Annotated in this window: 19 protein-coding genes and 1 pseudogene; 8 read left to right on the top strand and 12 right to left on the bottom strand. The window is 35.1% G+C overall.

The annotated features are described in order from the left end of the window. The 4 genes and pseudogenes from GLP24_RS11555 to GLP24_RS11540 all read left to right on the top strand — a co-directional run. Positions 1 to 319, top strand: a pseudogene (locus GLP24_RS11555) (hypothetical protein); the annotation flags it as partial. A 14-nt stretch (positions 320 to 333) separates the two neighbouring features. Continuing rightward, positions 334 to 2,004 carry a BatD family protein gene (locus tag GLP24_RS11550; RefSeq protein ID WP_232616036.1) on the top strand — a complete coding sequence of 557 codons (1,671 nt, stop codon included), beginning with the start codon at positions 334 to 336 and terminating at the stop codon, positions 2,002 to 2,004. Positions 2,005 to 2,416: 412 nt separating this feature from the next. Continuing rightward, a complete protein-coding gene (gene sstT / locus GLP24_RS11545; RefSeq protein WP_101767888.1) occupies positions 2,417 to 3,658 on the top strand; it encodes a serine/threonine transporter SstT in 1,242 nt (413 codons plus the stop codon). 429 nt (positions 3,659 to 4,087) lie between these two features. Then, entirely contained in the window at positions 4,088 to 4,411 is a 324-nt protein-coding gene (locus tag GLP24_RS11540) for a hypothetical protein (RefSeq protein WP_101767887.1), read from the top strand. Between the two features lie 111 nt (positions 4,412 to 4,522). Here the strand turns inward: GLP24_RS11540 and GLP24_RS11535 are convergent, their stop codons facing one another. After that, entirely contained in the window at positions 4,523 to 5,746 is a 1,224-nt protein-coding gene (locus GLP24_RS11535) for an HlyD family secretion protein (protein ID WP_101767886.1), read from the bottom strand. Position 5,747: 1 nt separating this feature from the next. Further along, the gene (locus GLP24_RS11530; RefSeq protein ID WP_232613836.1) at positions 5,748 to 6,101 is read right to left on the bottom strand and encodes an MFS transporter; all 354 of its coding nucleotides are present in this window, start codon (positions 6,099 to 6,101) and stop codon (positions 5,748 to 5,750) included. 211 nt (positions 6,102 to 6,312) lie between these two features. On the opposite strand from GLP24_RS11530, the gene GLP24_RS11525 reads away from it, so the two are divergent. Then, positions 6,313 to 7,326 carry an AraC family transcriptional regulator gene (locus GLP24_RS11525; RefSeq protein ID WP_232616035.1) on the top strand — a complete coding sequence of 338 codons (1,014 nt, stop codon included), beginning with the start codon at positions 6,313 to 6,315 and terminating at the stop codon, positions 7,324 to 7,326. A 120-nt stretch (positions 7,327 to 7,446) separates the two neighbouring features. Here the strand turns inward: GLP24_RS11525 and GLP24_RS11520 are convergent, their stop codons facing one another. Continuing rightward, entirely contained in the window at positions 7,447 to 7,776 is a 330-nt protein-coding gene (locus tag GLP24_RS11520; RefSeq protein WP_227990338.1) for a hypothetical protein, read from the bottom strand. A 390-nt stretch (positions 7,777 to 8,166) separates the two neighbouring features. On the opposite strand from GLP24_RS11520, the gene GLP24_RS11515 reads away from it, so the two are divergent. After that, positions 8,167 to 9,210: a GMP reductase gene (locus GLP24_RS11515; RefSeq protein ID WP_152653372.1), complete on the top strand. Its 1,044-nt coding sequence runs from the start codon at positions 8,167 to 8,169 to the stop codon at positions 9,208 to 9,210. A 455-nt stretch (positions 9,211 to 9,665) separates the two neighbouring features. After that, positions 9,666 to 11,612 (top strand): NACHT domain-containing protein, encoded by a 1,947-nt coding sequence (locus GLP24_RS11510; protein ID WP_232616034.1) that lies wholly within the window; start codon positions 9,666 to 9,668, stop codon positions 11,610 to 11,612. A gap of 587 nt (positions 11,613 to 12,199) precedes the next feature. Here GLP24_RS11510 and GLP24_RS11505 read toward each other — a convergent pair. From GLP24_RS11505 to GLP24_RS11475, 7 genes are all read right to left on the bottom strand, one after another. Then, entirely contained in the window at positions 12,200 to 13,834 is a 1,635-nt protein-coding gene (locus GLP24_RS11505; protein ID WP_407951503.1) for a hemagglutinin repeat-containing protein, read from the bottom strand. A gap of 15 nt (positions 13,835 to 13,849) precedes the next feature. Next, the gene (locus GLP24_RS11500; protein ID WP_232616032.1) at positions 13,850 to 17,044 is read right to left on the bottom strand and encodes a two-partner secretion domain-containing protein; all 3,195 of its coding nucleotides are present in this window, start codon (positions 17,042 to 17,044) and stop codon (positions 13,850 to 13,852) included. Positions 17,045 to 17,061: 17 nt separating this feature from the next. After that, on the bottom strand, positions 17,062 to 18,729 hold the full coding sequence (locus tag GLP24_RS11495; RefSeq protein WP_232616031.1) for a ShlB/FhaC/HecB family hemolysin secretion/activation protein: 1,668 nt from the start codon (positions 18,727 to 18,729) through the stop codon (positions 17,062 to 17,064). Between the two features lie 413 nt (positions 18,730 to 19,142). Next, positions 19,143 to 19,697 (bottom strand): hypothetical protein, encoded by a 555-nt coding sequence (locus tag GLP24_RS11490; protein ID WP_232578584.1) that lies wholly within the window; start codon positions 19,695 to 19,697, stop codon positions 19,143 to 19,145. 47 nt (positions 19,698 to 19,744) lie between these two features. After that, complete coding sequence (locus tag GLP24_RS11485) at positions 19,745 to 20,182, bottom strand: YeeE/YedE family protein (protein ID WP_221942943.1); 438 nt, start codon at positions 20,180 to 20,182, stop codon at positions 19,745 to 19,747. Then, positions 20,182 to 20,604 (bottom strand): YeeE/YedE family protein, encoded by a 423-nt coding sequence (locus tag GLP24_RS11480; RefSeq protein ID WP_152653365.1) that lies wholly within the window; start codon positions 20,602 to 20,604, stop codon positions 20,182 to 20,184. Before GLP24_RS11480 ends, GLP24_RS11485 begins: the two co-directional genes overlap by 1 nt. A gap of 12 nt (positions 20,605 to 20,616) precedes the next feature. After that, a complete protein-coding gene (locus GLP24_RS11475) occupies positions 20,617 to 20,916 on the bottom strand; it encodes an ArsR/SmtB family transcription factor (protein ID WP_221942944.1) in 300 nt (99 codons plus the stop codon). A 146-nt stretch (positions 20,917 to 21,062) separates the two neighbouring features. On the opposite strand from GLP24_RS11475, the gene GLP24_RS11470 reads away from it, so the two are divergent. Continuing rightward, positions 21,063 to 22,724, top strand: coding sequence for an FAD-dependent oxidoreductase (locus GLP24_RS11470; RefSeq protein WP_232616030.1), 1,662 nt, complete (start codon positions 21,063 to 21,065; stop codon positions 22,722 to 22,724). A 90-nt stretch (positions 22,725 to 22,814) separates the two neighbouring features. Here GLP24_RS11470 and GLP24_RS11465 read toward each other — a convergent pair whose 3' ends face one another. Together GLP24_RS11465 and GLP24_RS11460 are read right to left on the bottom strand one after the other, a co-directional pair. Continuing rightward, positions 22,815 to 23,795, bottom strand: coding sequence for an MOSC domain-containing protein (locus GLP24_RS11465; RefSeq protein ID WP_232613848.1), 981 nt, complete (start codon positions 23,793 to 23,795; stop codon positions 22,815 to 22,817). A gap of 108 nt (positions 23,796 to 23,903) precedes the next feature. Continuing rightward, a complete protein-coding gene (locus GLP24_RS11460) occupies positions 23,904 to 24,155 on the bottom strand; it encodes a DUF2999 family protein (protein WP_101767875.1) in 252 nt (83 codons plus the stop codon). Positions 24,156 to 24,486 lie beyond the last annotated feature (331 nt).

Below are 24,486 nucleotides of genomic sequence, written 5' to 3'. Positions count from 1 at the left end.
TAATGAAAACAAACAACCGTCAATGAGTGAGGCGGACAAGAAACAGCAAGCTGAACAAAATGCTAAACAAGCATTAAGCCAACAAGCTCAACAGCAAGATAAGCAACAAGATAAAAACGGTAAAGACCAACAACCATCAGCAGTAACGATGCAGCAAGGAAAACCAAACGGTAAGCAGCAACAAGTGCTTTCAGTCAGTAACCCTATATTGAAAAAACTTGAGCAAGTACCTGACGATACAGCTGGATTAATTCGAGCCCAATTAATGTTGCAAGCACAGCAAAGAGCCGAGCAGCAGCAAAGTAATAAATCATGGTAATAGAGAAGATAAAAATGTCAGTAAATAAAAATAATCGGGCTAAAAAATGGCTCTCTCCATGGTTATTACTTCTAACCATGCTCGTCACATTATTGCCGTTACAAGCAATCGCAGCACAAGCAGAAGCGACGGTATCTAAAAATGTTGTTGCTGTAAATCAAGTGTTTCGGTTATCGATTTCAGTCGATACCGCAATCAACCCCGACAGTGTCGACTTTAGTGTATTAAGCCCCAATTTTGCATATGGCCAACCGAGTGCCAGTAGCTCGACATCATTAATAAATGGCGCGATGTCTCGTAATACAACTTGGACGCTTGCGGTTGCGGCAAAAAATGTCGGAACGGCCACGATCCCCGCCTTTAAAATAGGCAGTTCTCAAACAACACCGATCACAATTACAGTACTTAAAGGCAGTCAAACCAACAATTCAGCAACAGATCAAGCTAATGTGCGAGTGACGGCTGAAATTGACAAAAATATACTTTATGTTGGTGAAAGTATTAATTATCGAGTGAAAATATTGATTGGTGAGCAGCTATCTCAAGCCTCATTAAGTGCACCATCAGGTGACGGTTTAACCGTGTCGCAAGTGGGTCAAGATGCTCAACATAATATTGTTCAAAATGGTCGTCGTTATTTAGTCATCACGCGTAACTATCAGCTGACGGCAGAAAAGGCAGGCAAGATCATTATTCAAGGTTCGAAATTCAATGGTAGCGCAGTACGTGGCGCAAATGGTTTTAACTCAGGCATTACCGTACCAGTAAATGAAGATGCTCGAAATATCACCATCAACATCAAGCCTAAACCAACGGCTTATAAAGGGTTATGGTTACCAACCTCTGACTTACAGTTACAACAAACATGGCAACCACAGGTTTCAAATCTCAATGATGTAACCACCAAAGTTGGCGAACCCATTACCCGCACCATTACTTTGCGAATTAAAGACGTTGCTCAAAGTAATATGCCAAATGTAAACCTGACCTACCCTGATACTGTGCGTATTTATAATGAGAAACCTGAATATCGTACTGAAAATGGCTACAGTGTAATGACGTTAAAACAAGTCATTATTCCTCGTCAAACAGGTAAAGTAACACTACCACCATTAACCATTAATTGGTGGAATACAACCACAGAAAAACAACAACGCAGTAAAATTAAAGGGTTAACGTTAAATGTCATTGCTGATCCTACAGCAAATAACCAATTTTCATCACCGGCAATAATAACGCCACCAGCAGCAACAATACATTCAGCAAAAACCATTACTGCGGCGGGCATATGGCCATGGACAACGCTTATTTTTGCCCTATTGTGGTTAATTACTTTAGTATTATTAATTAAAAAACGTCAGCAAACTGTTATAGCAACAACTGTAACAGCGACACAAACAACAGATATAACATCAATGCTTGAAGCGGCGATTAATGCTAATGAGCCAATTAAAGTACAAACTTATTATCAACAATGGCGTCAACAGCAATATTCAACATTGACGACTCAACCACAACTATTACAGCAACTTGATAATGAAGTACAAGCGATGATGGCAACGCATTATTCACCATTAGATAGCGTATGGAATAACCAAACATTGTTAGCCTTATTAACCCAAGTTAAACAACTTACAGCAACAAAAAAGGCACCAATGACATTATCTAGTCTAGATCCACAATAACCTCGGTTAAAAAATATAAGGCTATATTTATAGCCTTATTAAAACGCTTAAGATTGATTGATACATTCATAAAAACAAATCAATTTTAGGCGTTTTACTTTCTGTAACCAAATGTAAAATAACATGACATTAGCTACCCTCTTTACAAATAAAATCACCACTAAATCCTTAACAATTAAACATCTCATCTTAATTGATATTTTTTAGTTACGTGACACATACCAATAAAAATACACAGCTTGCTACTCAATTGTGAAGTTAACGTAATAAGAATTGTTAAAAAACAGCAATAAGTATGCTTATTAAAAGAAGACTGGCTATTTTAAACAGATCCTGTTAAAAAATGTTTCTGTTACAAAATATAAAACGTAAATACAAACACAAACACAACAATAAAAATGCAGGATAAACTATGAGCCAATCACAACCCTTTCTTGCCAGAGTCGCTAATGGCAGTTTAGTAATACAAATATTGGTGGGTATTATTGCCGGCGTTGCTTTAGCCGTTATATCCCCATCATCAGCATTAAGTATGAGCTCTTTGGGCGGGCTATTTGTTGCCGCATTAAAGGCAGTCGCACCTATATTGGTATTTATTTTGGTGGCGTCATCAATTGCCAATCAAAAAAAAGGCACTCATACTAATATGAAACCAATAATTTTCCTTTATTTATTAGGAACATTATTAGCCGCTTTTACCGCCGTAGCAATGAGCTTTCTTTTTCCAACCACTTTAACGCTTGTTACTAGCACGACGTCAATTGCACCACCTGAAGGTATTGCAGAGGTTATTAATTCACTATTTTTTAAAATGGTTGATAACCCAATTAACGCTTTAATGACAGGTAACTTTATTGGTATTTTGGCATGGGCAATCGCATTAGGTTTCTCACTACACCAAGCAAGTGATGCCACTAAACAAGTTTTCCAAGACATGTCTGATGGCGTAACATTAATTGTGCGCTTTATTATTCGTCTAGCGCCTATTGGTATTTTTGGTCTTGTTGCGCACACTTTCGCTCAAACAGGCTTTAATGCATTATTAGGTTATGCACATCTATTAGGTGTATTACTTGGTTCAATGGCTATTATTGCACTCATTGTTAACCCACTTATTGTGTTTGTAAAAATCAGAGCCAATCCTTATCCGCTGGTATTTCGTTGTTTACGTGAAAGTGGTATTACCGCCTTCTTCACTCGTAGCTCAGCGGCAAATATTCCAGTAAATATGCGATTATGTGAAGATCTTAATCTACATGAAGATACTTATTCCGTTTCTATTCCTTTAGGTGCGACCATTAATATGGGTGGCGCTGCAATTACCATTACCATTTTAACGTTAGCAGCAGTACATACGCTCGGTATTGAAGTTGATCTTGCGACAGCCGTATTACTCAGTGTAGTTGCCGCAGTATCAGCGTGTGGCGCATCGGGTGTTGCTGGTGGTTCACTGTTATTAATTCCGTTAGCTGCAAGCTTATTTGGTATTCCAAATGAAATTGCAATGCAAGTAGTCGCTGTTGGCTTTATTATTGGGGTAATTCAAGACTCAGCAGAAACAGCATTAAACAGCTCAACGGATGTCGTCTTTACCGCAGCAGCATGTTTAGCGGCTGAACGAAAAAAAGCAAAAGTACGCCTACAAAAATCATAAGTACGTTGCTAACAATATAAAAACACAACATTAAAAATACGGTTATCAAATGATGGCCGTATTTTTTTATCTATCATATCGTTTTTATTAGTAGATATTAGTCGCTTTACCAATAGCATTATTTGAGCAATTAATAGATTTGTATTATTTGAAATTTCATTCTTATTGTACAAATATTACCTACAAAAATACTGATTTCAGACTAAAATGTAATAATAAACACTAAAAATAGTGTTATTGTTACAATTTAATACGTAATCTAGTCGTTATTCTAATAAGTTAAACAAATATCGAAACTTAAATATTGATGAAAAAATCTAATGACGATGATTGAATTTTTTAGTTGGTAAGCAGGTGTATTCGCCCGATAAAATCGAGTGATATAGACAAACGTTACCCCTATTAACATCAATAAAAGAGGGCTTCGTCATGGTAACCATCACCGCGCATAACACGGGCTATACCATCGCTAAATCTGCGGTAACTAAAGCAAGTAACCAACTCTCTGCCGCTGGTTATTTTACTGATATATACTGTATGGATCATCGATTTAGATTAGTAATCGCTAACGATAAACAATTACCATATGAATATACAATCCACTTTATTCCCAGTGTTGATGGCGATGGAACACATATTGAAGTCTTCCTTAAAAATGATCAAAAACGCTATTTTGTCGATGATTTTTCAGAACCAGAACTCATTGCAGATATTATTAATCACTACCAACATTACAATAGCAGTGAGTTTTAATACGGCTTATAGTAAAATTAAACCGTATAGCGCAATAAAAAAAACCTGCCACTGGATAAACAGCGGCAGGCGAACCGGAATACAATAGTTATTATTATAATTTACAAATGCTTACATTGACCATACATAGAAAACTTGTGCTTTCATTCGAATGATAATGCCACGAATAACATCTAAAAAACCAAGAAAACTGATCGGTTTTTCAGCACTGACCCAAGCTAAACCGACGGAACCAACAGGAATATCATACCCTTCTGTTTCATAAAGCTTTAAGCGTACAAAATGGTGTTTATTCGCAATATTGACACCGGTTGTTTGACGAACATTGGTTTCACGTCCAATCAAATTACCCTGCGATTCACCCGTTGCCTCAACAATACCTTCAACTTCTGCGGCAAAGACTTTGCCCGGATAAACAGCAGAAGCAAACTCAGCCATTTGTCCTTGTTTTACATTACGAATAGCTTGATGATTAACGCGCATCAATACATATTTTTCATTGGTATACATTTGAATCCGTGGAACAGAGCCAACATATTGACCTTCACGCATAATAAAATTCGTTACAAAACCGTCAGCTGGCGCATAAACCTTAGTATTGTCCAGATCCCATTGTGCTTTCGCGACATTTTCTTGTGCAGTAATAATATCAACCTCACGACTCTCTAAGGTTAAATGGGCTTTTTCTATTCCTAATTGGGCTTTTTTAACCGCAATATGGGCTTTTTCAATTTGTGAATCCAACATCACTTGCTGCGATTTCGCTACATCAACCGCAGTACGTTGCTCATCTAACATACTTGCTGTTATTGTATGTTTCACGACATTATTTTGCTTCACATAACGCGCCAACATAGTGCTTTTTAAGCGATAATCCGCTTTTGCTGCTGACAACTGTTTAATTGCAATATCAATATCTTTCACTGCTGCAACTTCTGATGCTTGTGCCATTCCAATGTCTTGTTTAGCCATATTTCGAGCTACTTTTGCAGCATCAAGGCTGGCTTGTGCTTTGTTAAGTGCAATAACATAGGGTTCAGGCTCAAGCTCATAAATCAATTGGCCTTGAGTAACCTTACTGTTTGGTTCAACGTGAATGGCTTTTACACGGCCATTAATTGATGTCGATGCTGGGCGCAACTGTACATGTGGTGATTGCACTAACGAACCACCAGATAAATCCATTGGCGCATAAGTAATTAAACCAAACCAGACAAAGATTAACCAACTGCCGCCACCGATGTACGCAAAAGCTTGAGTGAATTTATTCCATGGCATGCCCACTAAACGCAGTAAATAGATAAACAGAGCCCAAACAGCTAAACCTTCTAACATACTATTTCTCCTCCGTATCTGTCGTCATAGCATCTGTAGACAGAGCTGGCACTACAGGCAAACGATCCCCATGCCAAATGTCTCGAATACGGCACAAAGCTTTTTCACCATCAACAAATGCAATAATTACCGCCAACACCCACACCCAATGCCACACAAAGCCAATCCATGTTAGGGCTGTTATCAAGCCTATTTGGTGATGATCTTTAGTCGATGCTTTATGAATCGGTAATTCATGTATTTTCCAAAAACCAATTCCAACGGCGGCAATGGTTGCAATTAATACTACACCCGCAAAAACACTTAATACTGTATCTATATTGGTATCGACAAAGGGCATACTCAATAAGCTCATCCACACTCTCCGGTTCAAAACTAAAATAGTTAATAAGCATCACTCATGCAGTGATGAATAGCCGTCATTATGGAGAGAGCTCACATTAACGGTATAAATCAAGTCTATTTAAATCGAAAATAGCTAATAATTGATATAATCAGACTTATACTAACGATAATAATCCTACTTATTTCAGCAAAATACCCATTAGCACCATAAGAAGAACATCATGATCAATATTGCCTTTATTCGAACCGCCTTTCTTAAACCATTAGAACTTGGCTTACAAAAACACTATGGGATCGGCTTGGCTGAATTAGGTATTCCCCCTCAATTACTTAAAGAACCGATGTCTTTAATCCCTTTCAATGATTATTTACAGTGGTTAGAACAGATTGAAGAATTAACCAACGATCCAGCGTATATGATCAAAATAGCCACAGATCTAACATTTGAAAATATCGGGCCAATTGGTAAGTGGTATGTGACTTGCCCTGATCTCGCGTTAGCATTTCGACGGATCAACTATGGTGTGTCATGTTTACAAGGAGGGGCGTCTTTTCATGGTCAGCAATCAGGTAAAATTATTAAGTGGGTATATTACAATAACTATGCACATGGGCGTGCGGCGAGTTTTGACAGCTTAAAAATTGCGATTTTATTTACCCAAGTCACCCGTAACTACATGGGGGATGATTATGTCCCTTTAAAAATAGAGTTATCGGGTGCTGAAATAATAGATCCGGCTATTCAACAGTTTTTCGGCTGCCCGATCACATGGCAATCACCTGCGACAAAGGTTTGGTTAAATCTTTCGATGTTAGAACATGGTAATCAACGCCCACTACCAATAACCAAGCCTATTCTTGTTTCAAATTTACAACTTGATGATTTACTCAACATGCCCCAACCGTTAGATCTGGCTAAAGTCATGTTTGAAATTATTAACTATTCACGTTATTACGGCTTTCCTACACTGGATTTTATTGCCGAAAAAATTGGGTTATCACGTCAACAATTACAACGTCGATTACATGATAATGGTTGGACATTTACGAGCATGACAAATTATATTTTATGTAATTTAGCCATAAAATATATGCTCTCAGGTATGAGTATCGAAATGATAGCGACGGTACTTAGCTACAGTAATGTGCAAAGTTTCAGTAAAGCATTTAAACGCAATCGAGGCCTAACACCCGTACAATATCAACAACAACTATTAGAACGTAGTCTGAATTAATCGATGTGCCTTCTTAAAAAATAGCCATAAAAAAACGCTAAATAACGATTATTATTTAGCGTTTTTCTATTGTCACATTACTTAAATCACACCACGACTATCCATTACCGATGGTTTAGATTATCGAACGATTTCATTATCAACAAAATGCTCTTTAATTGTCGACATCAATACAATCGGTCCCATCATGGTCACGTTAAGCGGTGTTCCACTTAAGCCAAATTGTAAATCTGATAAATCTGCGGTTGAATAATTATACCGACAATCAAATTTATCACTCGCAATATGTAACAAATCAAAATCTTTACGATGACATGAAATATGCGCACACCAATACATAGCATCAATGATCTCATCTTGACACATTGCACGGATCACAAAGCGCCAACTTCCCTCTTCACCATAAAAATCAACGGGAAATTGATTTTTTTTCTTTCGTCTTTTAAACAACGCAAACCTTCCACAACCCATTTAATACTTTAAGTTATCCCAAAATTTAATCATAGCTTGTAAAAAGAGATACTCACTGCAATATAATTTATTTCAAACTCATCAATAACATAAATTATGCAGAGATTAACAACAGATTAAAATTAAAAAATGATAAAAAAGAAGAGATTAATTATAAAAAAGTGGCCGTTATGAACAAATCCAGTTTCATTAGGATATATTTGTTTACATTTTAGGGGTTGTATTTAACAAATCTATGCCTATAATGCTGAAAACCGGAGCGTCTGCCAACGCTCCGGTTTTTTTGTGCCTGCTCAAAAGGCAAAAAAGTTACCTGCCAGTAACGATTTAACCTGAGCTATATTCGATAAGATTTAAGGAATAAATATCATGCGTATCGAACAAGATCTAAAATTAGGGTTTAAAGATGTATTATTTCGTCCAAAACGCTCAACATTGAAAAGTCGCTCTCAAGTTGACTTAACCCGCGATTTTACATTCAAACATAGTGGTCGTCAATGGTCTGGTGTGCCAATTATTGCTGCTAATATGGATTCAGTCGGTAGTTTTGATATGGCTATCGCATTAGCACAACACAAAGTAATGACCGCAATTCACAAACATTACACTGTTGAGCAATGGGCCGAATTCATTAATGCTAACGATGCCTCAGTGTTAAATAACATCATGGTTTCAACAGGCACATCTGACGCCGATTTCCAAAAAACCAAAGACATCATGGCGCTAACCGATGACATTATCTTTATCTGTATTGATATTGCCAATGGTTACTCTGAGCACCTTGTCGAGTACGTTGAACGTGTTCGCGCACAATTTCCTGATAAAGTAATCAGTGCGGGTAACGTGGTTACGGGTGATATGGTTGAAGAGCTTATTCTTGCGGGTGCTGATATTGTTAAAGTAGGTATTGGCCCAGGCTCTGTATGTACTACGCGTGTTAAGACTGGTGTTGGTTACCCACAACTTTCAGCAATCATCGAATGTGCAGATGCTGCTCACGGCCTAGGTGGTCGTATTATTGGTGACGGCGGTTGTTCATGTGCGGGTGATGTTTCAAAAGCCTTTGGTGGCGGTGCTGATTTCGTAATGCTTGGCGGTATGCTTGCAGGCCACACTGAAAGTAACGGTGAAATCATTGAGCAAGACGGCAAGCAATTCATGAAGTTCTACGGCATGTCGAGCCAGAGCGCAATGTCCAAGCACTCTGGTGGTGTCGCTACATACCGCGCAGCTGAAGGTAAAACAGTATTATTGCCTTACCGTGGTTCTGTAAATTTCACCATTCAAGACATCATGGGCGGTATACGTTCTACTTGTACTTATTTAGGTGCTGCACAGCTAAAAGAATTAACTAAGCGTACAACGTTTATCCGTGTTCAAGAACAAGAAAATAACGTTTACGGTAAAGAGTAAGCTTAATATTTTTCAATAAATATTATTGAACAGCCTTAAACGCTATATAAAGCCAGAGAAAGATAATGATCTTACTCTGGCTTTTTTATTATCTTTTTTTTAACAACAACTGCCATTCCCTACAGTGAATGCCCGCGAGAGCGATAGAGAATCTATTTACAGAATGTTGGAACCTTAAAGCGTTTAACAATCAAGTTAGCTCGTTTTTGCCCCAAAACTTGTTAGATCAAATACTCATTTATATTGTATTAACGTTATTTTGGATTAGTTTTAATAATAATTTTAATCTTGCGGTTTAAAAATGAGTTTTTTATTATCCTGTTTTTTGCGCAAGAAAGTGTAATGAATGTTATTTAGGTGCAAAAGCACAGTTGATTTTATCTATTTATTAATGCCTTTATGCTGTATTTTATTTTGGTAATTTAATTTTTAGCATTTATATGGATATAGAAAGTATGTCTAATACCGATTCATTTTTAACTAAAACTATTGAGACAGAGACAGGAAAGTATGTTTCTGGACTATTATTTAAAAAATTAGATAAATTACTTGAAATTAGAAATAGAGATGTTGAAATCTCTAATGCATTAAGCTCAATTATTATACCTAATGATGCTGAAAAACGAGCTATTCTGGAAGAAAAGGTTATAGATAGATATCTAAAGTTTAAAACAATTAACTCTGATAATGTAGATGTTCACATTGATGATATTTATCACCCGCTAAAGTTTGTTTTTTGTGATAATGGACAAAAAAACTTAGTTGATGAATCTTTTACACTTGTGAATAGGAAAATAACTTGTGTCATAGGTAAAGCTGGACAAGGAAAAACAACAATTATAAGAAAGTTGGTACAAAAGGAGTTAAATGAAGAAAACGGTCGAATCCCACTAATAATAACTCTTCGGGATATAGACTGGGATAAACACAATAATGTGTGCGAAATTATAAGTTTAGAGTTTGACAGATTTGGTGTGAGTATTCCAAGTGAAACTATTATTTATCTCTTACAGTTTAATAAACTATTAGTATGTTTTGATGGTTTTGATGAAGTAAAAGATGAATATAGACAGTTAGCACTAAAGGCTATAAATGATTGCTATTCAAAATATGATTGTCAGACAATTGTTACAACAAGACCTGGTACTGAAGTAACTTTATCTCTAGATTCATCACGAAATGCTAATCTATTAGATCTAACATTAGATGATGTTTTTAATATAATAGATATAAATAAAAACATCGACAAGAAATATAAAGAATTATTAAAAGATGCAGCTAAATCAAAAGAAGAAATTGGAAGTATACTTTTAACTCCAATAATTGTGGATATTTTCATACTAGTTTATAGTTCATTAGATTCAGAACCAAAGACATTAGCTGAATTTTATGGTCAATTATTTTCTATCATTATAAATAAACATGATAGATTTAAGTTTCTAACGCGACAATCTAAATCAGGTTTAACTAATCATGAATTACACAATGTATTCTGTCATGCTTGTTTTCATATGATTGTTTTAAAAGCTCCTCTTGTTCTTTCAGAAGATTATTTAAGAAAAGTTTTTTCTGAATCATGCGAATCTCTTGGTATCAATGAGCATAATGACTTATCACATATTGATATAGTCGATAAAACTAGTTTATTAAAGCGTGATGGTGATTTTTTTTCTTTCATCCATAAAACAATCCTTGAATATCATGCCGCAAGGAAAATATCCGATTTAGACTCCAGCTTAAAAACTGAATTTTATGAATTAATTATAAATAACTATGATTCATCCTTTGAAAATGTACTCTCTTTTGTTAAAGATATTGATACACCATCATTTTATAAGTTATTTGTTTCACTTGTACTTAAAAATTCAAAAATAAAAGCATCGTATGATTTTTTTGATGACGATCTTTTATATATTATTTTGGGATATAATACTTTTGAATATAAGATTAGCTCAAAAGATATACACTCCAATAAATTTAGAGTTCAAACAATTTCTCTATATGAAAGCAGTTATCTTGAAAAATTAGATATGGTTTCAAAAATAATTAATATTCTTGATTATCCACGAAGTAATTTAATAACATCAAAATTAAATAGTATTGTTAATTTATCAAAACGAAGCTTACCAAAGCTAGTGGCTGAAAATAAGGTTAAGTTCCAGTTGACAAAAGAAAATATTGAAATAACCAAAAAATCAGGGACAACGGTAGAAACAATTTCAATTTATAAAGTAAAAGTTTTGGATTTGATAGATTATATGATTAACAACAAACAAGGTCATAAAAAAGATTATTTTTCTAAAAATATTAATGCTTTTTTATATAAGTTAAATTCAGATGTTAATAACTATCTTCAATCTTCAAAAGCACAATCTAATTTAATTAAATTATTAAAAAAGTGATATCTACTATTAAGTAGCCTTTTATTCTCACAGGTTATTTAATGTTAGTTTGATAATCTCTAACTCGATCTCACCTTGCCTTTCATAGTAGGTGCGTTATTGACAAGTATAATCTATTACATCTTTGCCAAAATAATCGCCAAGTGACCTGAAAAATAAGGATATGTGTCGCGCAGCCGACACCTATCCGAAGTGTTGGATAAGCCCAAGCCACCTTATTATAAATAAATATTGAAAAGATCATGAAGGGTGATGCTAAAAATTCGAATATACCTTTACTTATCCTAATACCTACCTAAATAAAACAAACCTTAAACACGTTTCTATCCAATTTTGAGTTAGTCACATGACTAGCTCAAGCCTCCTATATCTGGATTGTTAAACCATAGATGAAATCTTACAGTCTTCAATTCTAATACTATGGCATTTATAATATTAAAAAATAACCATAAATAAAGGCCACTTTTATGTGGCCTTTATATTTAAAATAAACTCATCAGCATCATACTTGAATATGACTAAATCAATTAATTGTATTAATAACGATCAGTAAAGCCGAATATATTTACTTTTTAAAAAATTTAATATTATTTAATCATAATACCAGCGCTTGCTATTGTTTTATTCATATTAACAGACGCTGTTATTGGTGATTCACCTTTGATAATACCTTTAGTAATCGTATTTAAAACACCACCAACGGTAAATGGAACATCTAAACTCGCACCATAATTATGGTTATATCCATGCATATCTTTATTGATGACTTTAGAATCACCTATCAATACTCCACCATTATTAGTACTTATTTTTGCTCCCGTAAGATTAGTGCCACCTTTAATGTTAAGATCCACCCCATTTTCAGCATGAATTACTGATTGTTCAGTAACTAGATTATTATTCACAACATCAAAACTGAAACCAGCATGCCCACTACGACCTTTTATTTTATCTTCAACCAAAGCACTTTTCACACCATTACCAATGGTACGCGCACCACGATCCCACAATGCGGTTTTTTCCGGTGCTTTTTCTATTATTTTTTCTGGTAATGTTACTTTGTCTTGTGCCTTATTAAAACTTACGGTGCCTGCGGTATCTTGTGATTTATCATGGCGACGAGCAAACGCATTATATTTTTCAGTCACCTGACCAGCACCAGACTCGACGACACTATTTAATTTTTCATTCAATGGTTTAGAGTAATGTGCAGTGCCAGCTTTAGATAATTTAGTTGTGATACTCGGTAATTTAGTATTAGTGTGCCCAATACCCGTATCAACATTAACACTAACTTTATGCTCGCTATCATTACGACTTTCAATATTTAAATTACCACCAATATCGCCATTAATTTTACCGCCATTGAGTACTCCGCCAGCAATACGGGTATCTTTTTGACTTATAATAGTAATATTATCTGCGTCGATCTTAGCATTCTGGTTGATTTGTTTATCCAGTTTATCAACACCCACGCTTAACCCAGCATTTAAATTATGTGTGTCTGAACCACTATTAGGATCGACTTTACCTTGACCATCTTTTTTAAATGACTGACCAACAACCGCATTACCATTTATGGCTACATCCCAATTATTCTTATGCTCTGTTGTCTGTGCTGATTCAAGAATAATACCGCCTTTATTCGCCGTTAAAGTAATATTTTTACTCTTAACTTGGTTACCCACCCCATGAATAGCATCGTTATCATTCGATCCTGCATTGATACTAATTTTATTATTACTGCTTAATTCAGAGCCCTGTCGTTTAACCAATGTTTCATCTTTAAATGCAAGATTTACAGCACCGCCGATGGAAGCATTACTACCTGAGTCCTTTTTAGTCTCGTTACTACCACCACCAAGATTCAATTTACCTGAAATATTGTTCTCTTTATTGGTGTATGTAGATTCAGCAGCGCCAACATTTACTTTATTTTTAGCGACAATTGATATGTCATTATTACTGTTTACTTTTGTACCTTGGAAATTAATATCATTTCCGGACACAACGTCCAGATTACCACCAGAAGAGATTAAACCTGTAATGGCATTTTTAGTTTCTGACGATGTTTTTTCGATACCGCCACCAAGTCCTAACCCCATCGTTTTACCATTAGGATTTGTACCTATTGATCCAGATGCATTGGCACTTGTTTTATCAGACGATGAAGAGTTGGTATTATTCGCTTGTTCAAATTTAACATTTCTTCCTGCTGTTATCTGCGTTGAACCATTTTAAGATGTGATATTTACACCTTGATAAATAGCGTCTTTAGTAACATTAATATCAATATTTTTTTTAGCTACAATAGAGCCCGTTACCGCCTGAGAATTTTTATTCTCGAATGAAGAATTTCCGCCCTCACCCTGAACATTAATCGTTAAATCTTTACCTGTCGTCGTATAAACACGAAGACCACCAGAACCATGTGTTTCTTTATTCATTTCGTGTTGAGTATTCTCGACCGCTTGATCTATATGCTGATTAGCCGTTAATTTATAATCACCACGATTGGCTTTATATTGGGTTCCTTCATCATTCACAGTTTCTTTAGCATTAATATCTAATGAGCCAGCAATAATGTTAGTCACCGATGCCGTTGTTGAATCTTTACTATTTTCAGACGTTTGTCCTTTGATACCAACATCTAGACCAAGGTTTGGTGTTCCTGTCTTTCCAATATTATCGATAGCACCACCAATGTCTCCTTTCCCAACACTTTTAATGGCTTTTTCTGCTGGTCGAGTCACTCCGCTGTAATTAATATTAGTACCAATATCGATTCCACCCGATGACGTCGTTATTTTTGTTTCGTTTTTGCTAATAGCGGCTAAGTTATCAACATTTTTTGCCGTTGCTTTATATTGATCGTTTACTTGATGTTCAGCACCTTCTTGTGTCAGCTTATCTTTAGCATTAACAATCAAACTACCTGCAATATCTGTTTTTGATACCAAGGCATCTTCCTTGGATAATTCACTTTTTTCTTTAGAGAATCCAGCCTCATAGCCTGAGCCTGCTTTGTCAATTCCTCCGGTATAATACGCACCACCACCGATGGTATCTTTAGTCTTAGTCGTATTTGTTTTATCTTTTTCTGCTAAAAATGAAACATTTTCACCACTAATATTGGCATTATCTTTAGTAGTTTTTAGTGTAGAACCGTTGAAATTAACATCACCTTGTGCAGCAACGTCAATACTTCCACCTTCTAATGACGAACCAACATGTTTCGTCTTATGCGTCTGATCTGTTTCTGTTGTATGTTCTATACGTAAACCCGCTTTATACTGTTTATCACCGCTCTCTTTAGCATAAGCATCAATAGCTAGTTTAGTTTTCGTTTGATCTAACTGTTCTTCTTGCTTTGCGGCTGTAATATTAATAGAGCCTAATGATTCAATACCTAAAGTGCCTGCACTTTTGACAAGGCTTCCGACCACATTAATATCTTTTTTACTTAATAATTTTAAATTAGCGTCAGACACTAATTCACTACTATGAACAGTTTGAGTATTATGCGTCGATTTATTTGAGTTTTTAGTAATATTAAACGCAGTACCATTACGACTATCGACGTTATCAGTAAATGTGCTTATTCCATTATCAATTCGCAAACCACCATTTTTAGTTTGAACAAACCCACCGCTTTTACCTGAAACCTTACTTCCAGTAATATTAATGCCGTCATCTGCTGATACTAATAAATGCTCGCCTGATAATATTTCAGAACGGTGACTAATCGTGCTGTTATTACTATTATTTTGATTGTTACCGCCACCGATCCCTCCCCAATAGGTTTTATCATTTTTTGTTGTTTTATTGTTGGCTGTTTTTTGAATATTAATATCGATTTTTTTCTTCGCATTAATAATCAAATCACGCTTAGACTGAATTTTAGCAGCATTTAATCGTACACTCTGCTGCGCATTAACCCCTAGCCCGCCATCAGAAATTAATTCAGATGATTTTAAGGTTTCTGCCTCATTACTATCATGAAAATGTCCAGTAATCAGACTTGATGTATGATTACGTAAATTTCTATTATGACTATTTTTCTCCTTTTCTATAACGCCAGATAAAGTAATATCACGAGCAGAATTAAGTGCTAAAGACTCACCTACTTTTACCTTTGATCCGATAAGTGTGATGTCACCTTGAGTTGAAATTAGATTAGCGGTTTTATTCGCTTCAACAACAGTACTATGCTGTTGTGTTTTTTCTGCTGTCGTTGTTGCGTAATTCGTCTGAGAATAATACCAATTATTATTCGTATTTCTCTTTTTGTTTATAGTTTTATGATTATCGAGTAGTACATCACCACCTTTAATTAAAACATCATCACCACGAATTAGCGTTGCTGTAAGATGATTATCTTTAGCCGCAATAATACTAATATTTTTACCAACTAATGCTGTTTTCTTTAGTTGTTGGCTATCAGTCTGTCCATTAATATCAATGCCACCACGGTAATTCTGATAGTTCTTCGCACCATAATATTTATTTGTATTACTTGTTATTTTGCCCTGTGAACGAATTTTTTGACCTTTCAAATCAATATTATCACCTTCAATATTTGATGCTGTCAGTAGTAAATTACCTTTAGTATCAACAGAAACAATATCTTTACCTTTAAGTTGCCCTTCAAGATTAACGCTGTTACTTGTATCAGTATTAATAATTCGAATACGACCTGCTTGCATACTTCCAAGATAATAACTATCTATTGCATGAGGCAGACCTTTTCTCTCCGTAATGGTTAACGTATCACGAGATACATCATTATGACCCGTAATTGCATTAATCTCTTTAGCTTGAATTCGTCCATTAACAGAAATACTTGGCGCGATTAAATCTAAAATAGTTGAGGTTGTTAATCCTTCACCGTTAACCCGTAATTTATTTTGATTATTTGTCTGATATTTTTCTAATTTTCCATTTTCAATCACGGGATTACCCACAACTAAAGAGGAGCGATTGGTGTTAATAAAACCACAACCATCACAAGTAATACCATTAGGGTTAGCTAATACATAATCAGCAGCCATACCGAAAATTTCTTGTTTACCGAGCAATAATGAAGGATTACGAGTTATCACTTCATTTAAAATGATGTTGGCCGTTTGGCCTTGTAAATTGTGGTTTGCCCCAAGTTTTCCAGCAAGTTGTGATTGACCTGCAATGAGTGAGTTATTAAGTACGACTCCTGGTTTATTAACGTTATATTGGTTGTATTGGTTATGTGATAAACCATTTTGATTCGGCTTAACAATATTAACAATTTCAGCGCCATTTGATGCCGTAGAGACTTGTGGACCACCTGTTCCTGAAATAATCCCGGCAGCGTAAGTTGGTATCGAAATCATTGCAAGCGTAATAGCGACTGTCACTTTACTTGATGGCGATAATATGAATTTTTTCTTTTTCATTCTTATTTTCCTATTTCTTATATTTTATAAGTAACATTAAATAATGCCGTGATTGGTTCATTTTTAGAAACTAATCCCGACACAACTTTTCCATGACTGATATCCATATCAAACATAATTTTTTTATAATTAAGTGAAATTCCAGTACTCATACCAATAACTGTTGAGTTACCTTGACTTTCACCATGTGGATATACTTGTCCAACATCAATACCTAATCGTGGTTGAATTACTGCACTATTTATAAAATAATAATGAGATAATGTATTTCGTAAATACCATCCGTTATCGCCAGAAATACTCGTATTGCTAAAACCACGTACAGCAGATCGATCGGTTAAACTTAACCACTCAATACCTGGTAGTACATTAGGACTATATTGTGCAAATAATTGATTATTTGATTGGTAAATAGAATCAAATACACTAAAGCTGTAACTATAATTAAATGATAACTTTAGCTTACTAAATTCATTATCAATGATATTTCTTTTATCATCGAAGCCAAATATTGATAATCCTCTTTCTATACTTAAATTAGAACTTAAAACACTAGTAGAAAAAATATGAGAATGATTTAAACTTAGCTCAAGAACAGTCAATTCAGGACTACTAACAAAAAGCAAAGAGTCTAATAAAAAGTTCTTTACTTGTTTATTCGCTAATTGCCCGCTAATAGTTAATAAATCATTTTGATCTCTATAGTATAAATAATCACTTTTAATTCCATATTGTTGTGTTTCTCCACTAAGTGTAATAATTGTATTTTGAAGCGGTTGCTTTATTAGATATTCTGAATAACTATAAAAACTACTGAATGTAAAATCCCCATAAGGTAATGAATAAAATAAGTTATACGCTCTACTATATTTATTTGAATATGGCTCTAACGTTGTACTTGCATTCAAACTTATAAAATCCGATATACCTAATGGACTATCAACAGAGAATGTTGCTCTGCTCAACCATTTCCCTGTATTTTCTTGTCCATAATTATCTATACTAGCAATTGCTGACCATGGCGAACTATACTTATTATTAAGAATAATAATTGATCCACCTTTATACTTTCCTGGTAATATATCTAATGTAACTTGATTTGATTGAAGACGATTAGCCTGATCTAAACCTTGGTCTAGGTCCTGCAATCTCAATGGTTTATTTATAAAACCAGGAAAGATAAAATAAGGATTAACCTTATGATCACTTCCTTTTATTCCTTCAATAAAACCCTCAATAACCTGAACCCCAAGTTCACCTTGATCATTAGGCTGAATAAATTCAATACGAGAAGTAATATAGCCTTTATTAATATAGATCTGTGTTAGTTCACGAGCTAATGTATTTAAGTCTTTAGTTGTAATGCATTGAGTAGGTAAGGCTGTTATTCTATCTAAATCATCATTATCAAGTAAGGTGATTCCTTGTAAAAAAACATTACTTATTTCTAAACACATACTAGAATCAGGTAATATATTTTCAGCTATTAGTTTTTTTTCTTCCTTATTTTTGATTAAACGTTCCGTTTGCCCCTTATCAGATAATTGTTCAATCTCACGATTATTATTTTGCAAAGCTCTTCGAGATTCTGATATAGGTGAAAATAATTGATTTCCTAACAAATCATTCGAAAAAACAGGAATACTATTAAATCCTACGAATAAGATTAGTATTTTTTTTATCATATATAAATTCATTTTTAATAGAAGAATAATGTTTATTTGCTATTTTTTATACATCTCCACAACCAATCATACTTAATTGGAATTTATTCTCTATGATAAACATTATATGGTCAACATGTTTATTGACATTAATTGTCATTCAGATATAAATCTTATCAATATATAAGTTACTCACACTTAACAACTGCTTTAATCAATAAAAATAGATTTAAACACTTAGCAATCAAACAAAAGCAGCATAAAAACACTTTTATCTAGATTTATTTACAATGTTATTCATCATAACGATAAATAACATTTATTGATAAGTCATTATTGTTCATTTTTATTGAAAATATAAAATAGCCAATATTTATAAATATTGGCTATTGGGAAATAAAGAATAAAAATAGTCTTTAAAATAACAATGGCAATTATTTTTGTAGCACTAATTGATTATCTTTTAATTGATATATTTGTGATTTCGCAACGTCAGCAGGTAGAGCATAAGGTGTGTTTTCACCATGCGTTTTATAATCAATTTTAATCATTAGCGGATTATTGTTAACAATGGCAATTTTTTCTATATTAATTCGATCGCCAATAAACACATTGGTCAGATTTTCAAGTTTTTTATTGTGCTGTTCAAATACGGATAAATAGTAAAATGTACCACTACCCGAATTCGTGGTTACAAAAGATGTCGCTATATACTTACCTTGCTGAACAGCCTGATTAGCATCAAGGTAAATTGTTGTATTATCAGCGCCATCAGGTGTTTGATACTCCCCCATAAGATAAGGTTGTTGTTGTAATTGTTTTATGGATTTTAAATGAATACTCGCCGTTGTATCGGGTACTTTGACTTGCCATTGCTGAGGTTGAGTTGCAAGTTCTTTTAATGTTATAGGCGGTTCTGTACGTGCTACCGTGTAAAAAACACCTGTTCCAAGTATGATCACAAAGACCAATATTATCCACTTTTTCATCATCTTCCTCTTATATTATTAAAGTAAAAAACCAGATCGCTGATTCACTAGGATCTTGATGCTAAATATTTATTGGCAATAACCATACCTAAAATCATAGCAGCAACAAAAGCAAAGACCGCATAATTACCACCGCCTAAATTAGTGATTGCAGGACCGGGACAAAAACCAGCCAGTCCCCAACCAATACCAAAAACAATGGCACCAACCGTTAATTTAGCATCAATCTTATTACTATTTTTAGGCGCTATTGTATCGCCATTAATGGCTGTTTTACGTTTTTTTATAATCAGATGATAACAAGGTGCAAACACAAGCAGAGCCCCTATCATCACAAAGGCAAGGCTTGGATCCCATTGACCAAAAATGTCTAAAAAAGCGATAACTTTATGCGGATTAACCATTTCTGAAATAATCATTCCAGAACCAAATATAATCCCAGCAATAGCACCAACAACAATACGGTTTATCTTTAAGCTGCTCATTATAAATCACCTAATAAACGACGAATAAATACAACAATAATGGCTGAAATCATAAACATACAGGTTGCATAAATTGAACGTTTAGAAAAACGTCCCATGCCAACAATACCATGACCACTCGTGCATCCATTACCTAACCGCGTACCAAAACCAACCAATAAACCCGCAATTAAAACAATACCTATATTAGGTTCGCTAATAGTCGGCAACATTACGCCCAAGGGAGATAAGATAAATACGCTTAAAACCATTCCAACTAAAAATGCGATTTTCCACCCTAATTCTTGTTTATCTCTCTTAATTACGCCATTAATAATGCCACTGATTCCTGCTGTCTTACCAATAAATAACATCAATATAACGGCAGATAACCCAAGTAACATACCACCAAAAAATGACTGCCAAGGTATTTGAAAAGTCATACTCACCTCACCTTAATCTTGATCACAAAAAATATCATGGAAACTGGTTATAAGTGCTTTAATACGCGGATCAGCTAAGGAATAAAAAACTGATTGTGCTTCTTTTCGGATTTTTACAATATTATTTTTTCTTAATATTGCTAAATGTTGTGAAAAGGCAGATTGACTTAATGTTGAATTAAGCTGCAATTGATTGGCACTCATTTCTCCATCCATTAACTGACAAAGTACGATTAATCTTTCCGGATGTGTCATTGTTTTCAATAAATCTGCAACTTCCGTTGCCTGTTGTTTCATTTTATCTAATTGCATTTTTATCGCTTCTTAATAAGAACATTAGAGATAAGGTCTAACTATAACCCACAATATTAGATAACGCTAATTTAGCATAAGCTTTATTAGTAAAGTCTAATATATTGTCGTATAGTATGGTAAGTCTTAATATTGGAGTCAGTGATATGTCAAAAATTATAATCGTAGGTGGTGTTGCAGGGGGAGCTTCAGCAGCAGCTAGAGCACGTCGTTTGAGTGAAACCGCAGAAATAATCATGTTTGAACGTGGTCCATTTATCTCTTTTGCTAATTGTGGCTTGCCGTACCATATTGGTGGCGATATCAAAGATAGAAATAAACTGTTATTACAAACACCTGAAAGTTTCTTGGCACGCTTTAATGTTGATGTTCGTACCATGAGTGAAGTGGTAAGTATTGATCGAAAAAATAAAACAGTAACAATAAATACGTTGATCGATAACACTCAATATACTGAAAGTTATGATTTTTTATTATTAAGCCCTGGTGCTAATCCTATTATCCCGCCCATTGTTGGTATCAATAACCCATTAACTTATTCGTTACGAAATATTACAGATATGGATCGCATTATCCAAGCGATTGAAATCAATAAAGTTAACCATACGACGGTTGTTGGTGGTGGTTTTATTGGTTTAGAAATGATGGAAGCATTCCACCAGCGAGGGATCAAAACAACCTTATTAGAACGTTCTGATCAAGTAATGATGCCCGTTGATCGTGAAATGGCAGGGTTTGCACATGCTGAAATTCGCGATAAAGGGATTGATTTACGTCTTAACACGGCACTAACCGACGTTCAATTTACTCCAGACACAAAAACTAATGATCGTTTAACCTTATCATTAAGTAATGGTGATTCATTACAAACCGACATCCTCATTATGGCTATTGGCGTTAGCCCTGAAACCCAGTTAGCGAAAGACGCTGGTTTAGAGATTGGACTAGTCGGTGGCATTAAAACAAACGCACAAATGCAAACAAGTGACCCAGCTATTTTTGCTGTTGGTGATGCAATTGAAGAAACTGATTTCGTTACTCAACAACAAACCGTCGTCCCTCTTGCTGGGCCTGCCAACCGTCAAGGTCGAATAGCTGCAAATAACATGCTAGGCCGTCATGATAGTTACCAAGGAACTCAAGGTACATCAATCTGTAAAGTCTTTGATTTAGCCATTGCCGCAACAGGAAAAAATGAGAAACAATTAAAACGTGACGGCATTAATTTTGAAAAAGTTTATGTCCACACAGCCAGTCACGCCAGTTATTACCCTGGGGCTGAAACAGTCTCTTTTAAAATGTTATTTGACCCAATAACAGGGAAAATTTTAGGAGCGCAAGCCGTCGGTAAAGATGGCATTGATAAGCGTATTGATATTATGTCCGTTGCTCAACGAGCAGGAATGACGGTTGATCAGCTTCAACATATTGAATTAACGTATGCTCCACCTTTTGGTAGCGCTAAAGACGTCATTAATCAAGCGGCTTTTGTTGCGAACAATATCATCAATGGCGATGCAACGCCGATCCATTTTGATGAGATAGATAACTTAACTGAAAATCAAATATTACTTGATGTACGTAATCCGGGCGAATTAAGCACACAAGGCTATATTGGTAATGCGATAAATATTCCAGTCGATGAATTACGCCACCGCATGCACGAATTACCAAAAGATAAAGAAATCGTTGTTTATTGTCAGGTTGGTTTACGGGGTAATGTTGCTTATCGTCAATTAGTCAATAATGGCTTTAAAGCACGTAATCTTATTGGTGGTTACCGTACCTATCAATTTTCTAAAATATAGACGTGAATACGCTAACTTAAAAAGCCTTCACTGAAGGCTTTTTATCTCTATAAATTAGATGCAACCATTAACAACGTAGTCTACAAGCGATTATAGTATTTTTTCATTTACTGGCTCATAAACTGATAATACATCACCAATATTCACCTGTTCATGCATGTATTGCGAACCACCTTGGCTATCACAAGCACGTTGAACCTCAATTTGATAGACCCCTTCAATAGCAGAGTCACACAGAGCATAAGCACGTTTTAAACCATTAGGTAACTTCACGGTGACGTGTGCACCAGCACTAAACGGAGGCAAAGCGCCAAGATCAGTTCGACTTAAATAGAATCGCTTTATCGTGGCTGATTTATCAACAATTTTTACCACTCGCATTTCTAATTTAATTAATCCTTCAAGTCGTGAATTCCAATCTTCAATCTCGTTAACGATTAAACGACGCTGAAAAACCTTTTTCACCTCCTCGCCTAATTCAGGCAAGGTAGCAAGTGCCGTTGTTGCTGTTACATTGTCGGTTTCGATATAAAGATAATGCTGCACATTGGCAATTGTCCATTGTGGATAAGGCCGTTCAATAACCTGTATTGAGTCGCCTTGATGAATATCACCTGTTTTCAATACACGATAAAACCAGCCTGTTTTACTGTTATGTTGTGAATAGCGTGCAATAGTGGGTTCATTAAAACGATGATTAAGCTTAAAACAAGGTTGTCTTGGCTGAGTAACTTCTAATACAACGGAGCCAATAGTGATCTTATCGCCAATACAGACGTTATGCTCATTCATGCCCGCAACCACTAAATTTTCACCATAACCGCCATCGACAAACAATGGTGCAGATTCAGGAAATATATGTTGTAACTGCACGTAGTGATTACTATCAAATTGCAGTACTGCGCGATCTAAACCGCCATGAAAACGCTCAGCTTGCTCATCACCTGCAAATCCTAATGCTGTTACGTTAACCTTCTTTGTTATCGATTTTTCAATACCGGTACGGAAAAAATAATCTTGGCCAGTAACGCGACCATAACGTAATTGTTCAACGGTGGAATACGGGAACATAATCTTTTTCCTAACGGGAGGAACTCATTCAGCAATTATAAAAAAGGCCGTTAAAACCACTTAATATACGGGTTTTATACGGCCTTAAACATACTGTTATCAGTCAACTTATTTTTGTAGTTGCTCTTTCGCTGCTTCTACTTTTGAAAAGTCTAAACCTAACTCTTCAACAGCTTCTTTAATTAATGCAGGATTTTGCATTACTTGTGCCATTAGCATTTGCAGTTTATCTTGCGGTAAACCTAATTGGCTAATCGTTGCCATTGCTGCCAAAGGGTTTTGAGTTAGCATCTGGAATATATTATTGATCTGCTCATCGCTAATATTATTCTCTTTCAACAACGCAATAATCGGGTTCATCACACTACCTTTTTGTAATTACTCAATGAAATAAGCGACAGTTTAGCATTTGCACTTACTTTGTTGCACTATCAATAAAAAAAACGTAAATATCACCGACATTATCCATTTATCCATGATCACTCCAGCCACTAGAACTATCTTGCTTATACCAATCAAGAACTAACTGATGCAAGAATTCATTGATCCCACCTTCAGTGGTATTAGCCAACACAGTGCTGTTTGATGTGTCCAATAACGTCGTGGTACGTTAATCTCATAATCCGACTTATATCATGATTGATAATGACGCTTAGCATCTCGTACTACAGAAAAAGGAATAAAAGCTCAG

It is taken from the genome of Photobacterium carnosum, assembly GCF_021236965.1.
GTDB lineage: Bacteria > Pseudomonadota > Gammaproteobacteria > Enterobacterales > Vibrionaceae > Photobacterium > Photobacterium carnosum.
The sequence above is the reverse complement of the archived record's forward strand: the minus strand, read 5'-3'. Positions and strand labels throughout refer to the sequence as shown.

Bases quoted from the DNA above. Each gene is read 5' to 3' on its own strand.
- GLP24_RS11550 (WP_232616036.1), top strand. From the start codon at position 334: ATGTCAGTAAATAAAAATAATCGGGCTAAAAAATGGCTCTCTCCATGG.
- sstT (WP_101767888.1), top strand. From the start codon at position 2,417: ATGAGCCAATCACAACCCTTTCTTGCCAGAGTCGCTAATGGCAGTTTA.
- GLP24_RS11540 (WP_101767887.1), top strand. From the start codon at position 4,088: ATGGTAACCATCACCGCGCATAACACGGGCTATACCATCGCTAAATCT.
- GLP24_RS11535 (WP_101767886.1), bottom strand. From the start codon at position 5,746: ATGTTAGAAGGTTTAGCTGTTTGGGCTCTGTTTATCTATTTACTGCGT.
- GLP24_RS11530 (WP_232613836.1), bottom strand. From the start codon at position 6,101: ATGAGCTTATTGAGTATGCCCTTTGTCGATACCAATATAGATACAGTA.
- GLP24_RS11525 (WP_232616035.1), top strand. From the start codon at position 6,313: ATGATCAATATTGCCTTTATTCGAACCGCCTTTCTTAAACCATTAGAA.
- GLP24_RS11515 (WP_152653372.1), top strand. From the start codon at position 8,167: ATGCGTATCGAACAAGATCTAAAATTAGGGTTTAAAGATGTATTATTT.
- GLP24_RS11510 (WP_232616034.1), top strand. From the start codon at position 9,666: ATGTCTAATACCGATTCATTTTTAACTAAAACTATTGAGACAGAGACA.
- GLP24_RS11500 (WP_232616032.1), bottom strand. From the start codon at position 17,044: ATGAAAAAGAAAAAATTCATATTATCGCCATCAAGTAAAGTGACAGTC.
- GLP24_RS11495 (WP_232616031.1), bottom strand. From the start codon at position 18,729: ATGATAAAAAAAATACTAATCTTATTCGTAGGATTTAATAGTATTCCT.
- GLP24_RS11490 (WP_232578584.1), bottom strand. From the start codon at position 19,697: ATGAAAAAGTGGATAATATTGGTCTTTGTGATCATACTTGGAACAGGT.
- GLP24_RS11485 (WP_221942943.1), bottom strand. From the start codon at position 20,182: ATGAGCAGCTTAAAGATAAACCGTATTGTTGTTGGTGCTATTGCTGGG.
- GLP24_RS11480 (WP_152653365.1), bottom strand. From the start codon at position 20,604: ATGACTTTTCAAATACCTTGGCAGTCATTTTTTGGTGGTATGTTACTT.
- GLP24_RS11475 (WP_221942944.1), bottom strand. From the start codon at position 20,916: ATGCAATTAGATAAAATGAAACAACAGGCAACGGAAGTTGCAGATTTA.
- GLP24_RS11470 (WP_232616030.1), top strand. From the start codon at position 21,063: ATGTCAAAAATTATAATCGTAGGTGGTGTTGCAGGGGGAGCTTCAGCA.
- GLP24_RS11465 (WP_232613848.1), bottom strand. From the start codon at position 23,795: ATGTTCCCGTATTCCACCGTTGAACAATTACGTTATGGTCGCGTTACT.
- GLP24_RS11460 (WP_101767875.1), bottom strand. From the start codon at position 24,155: ATGAACCCGATTATTGCGTTGTTGAAAGAGAATAATATTAGCGATGAG.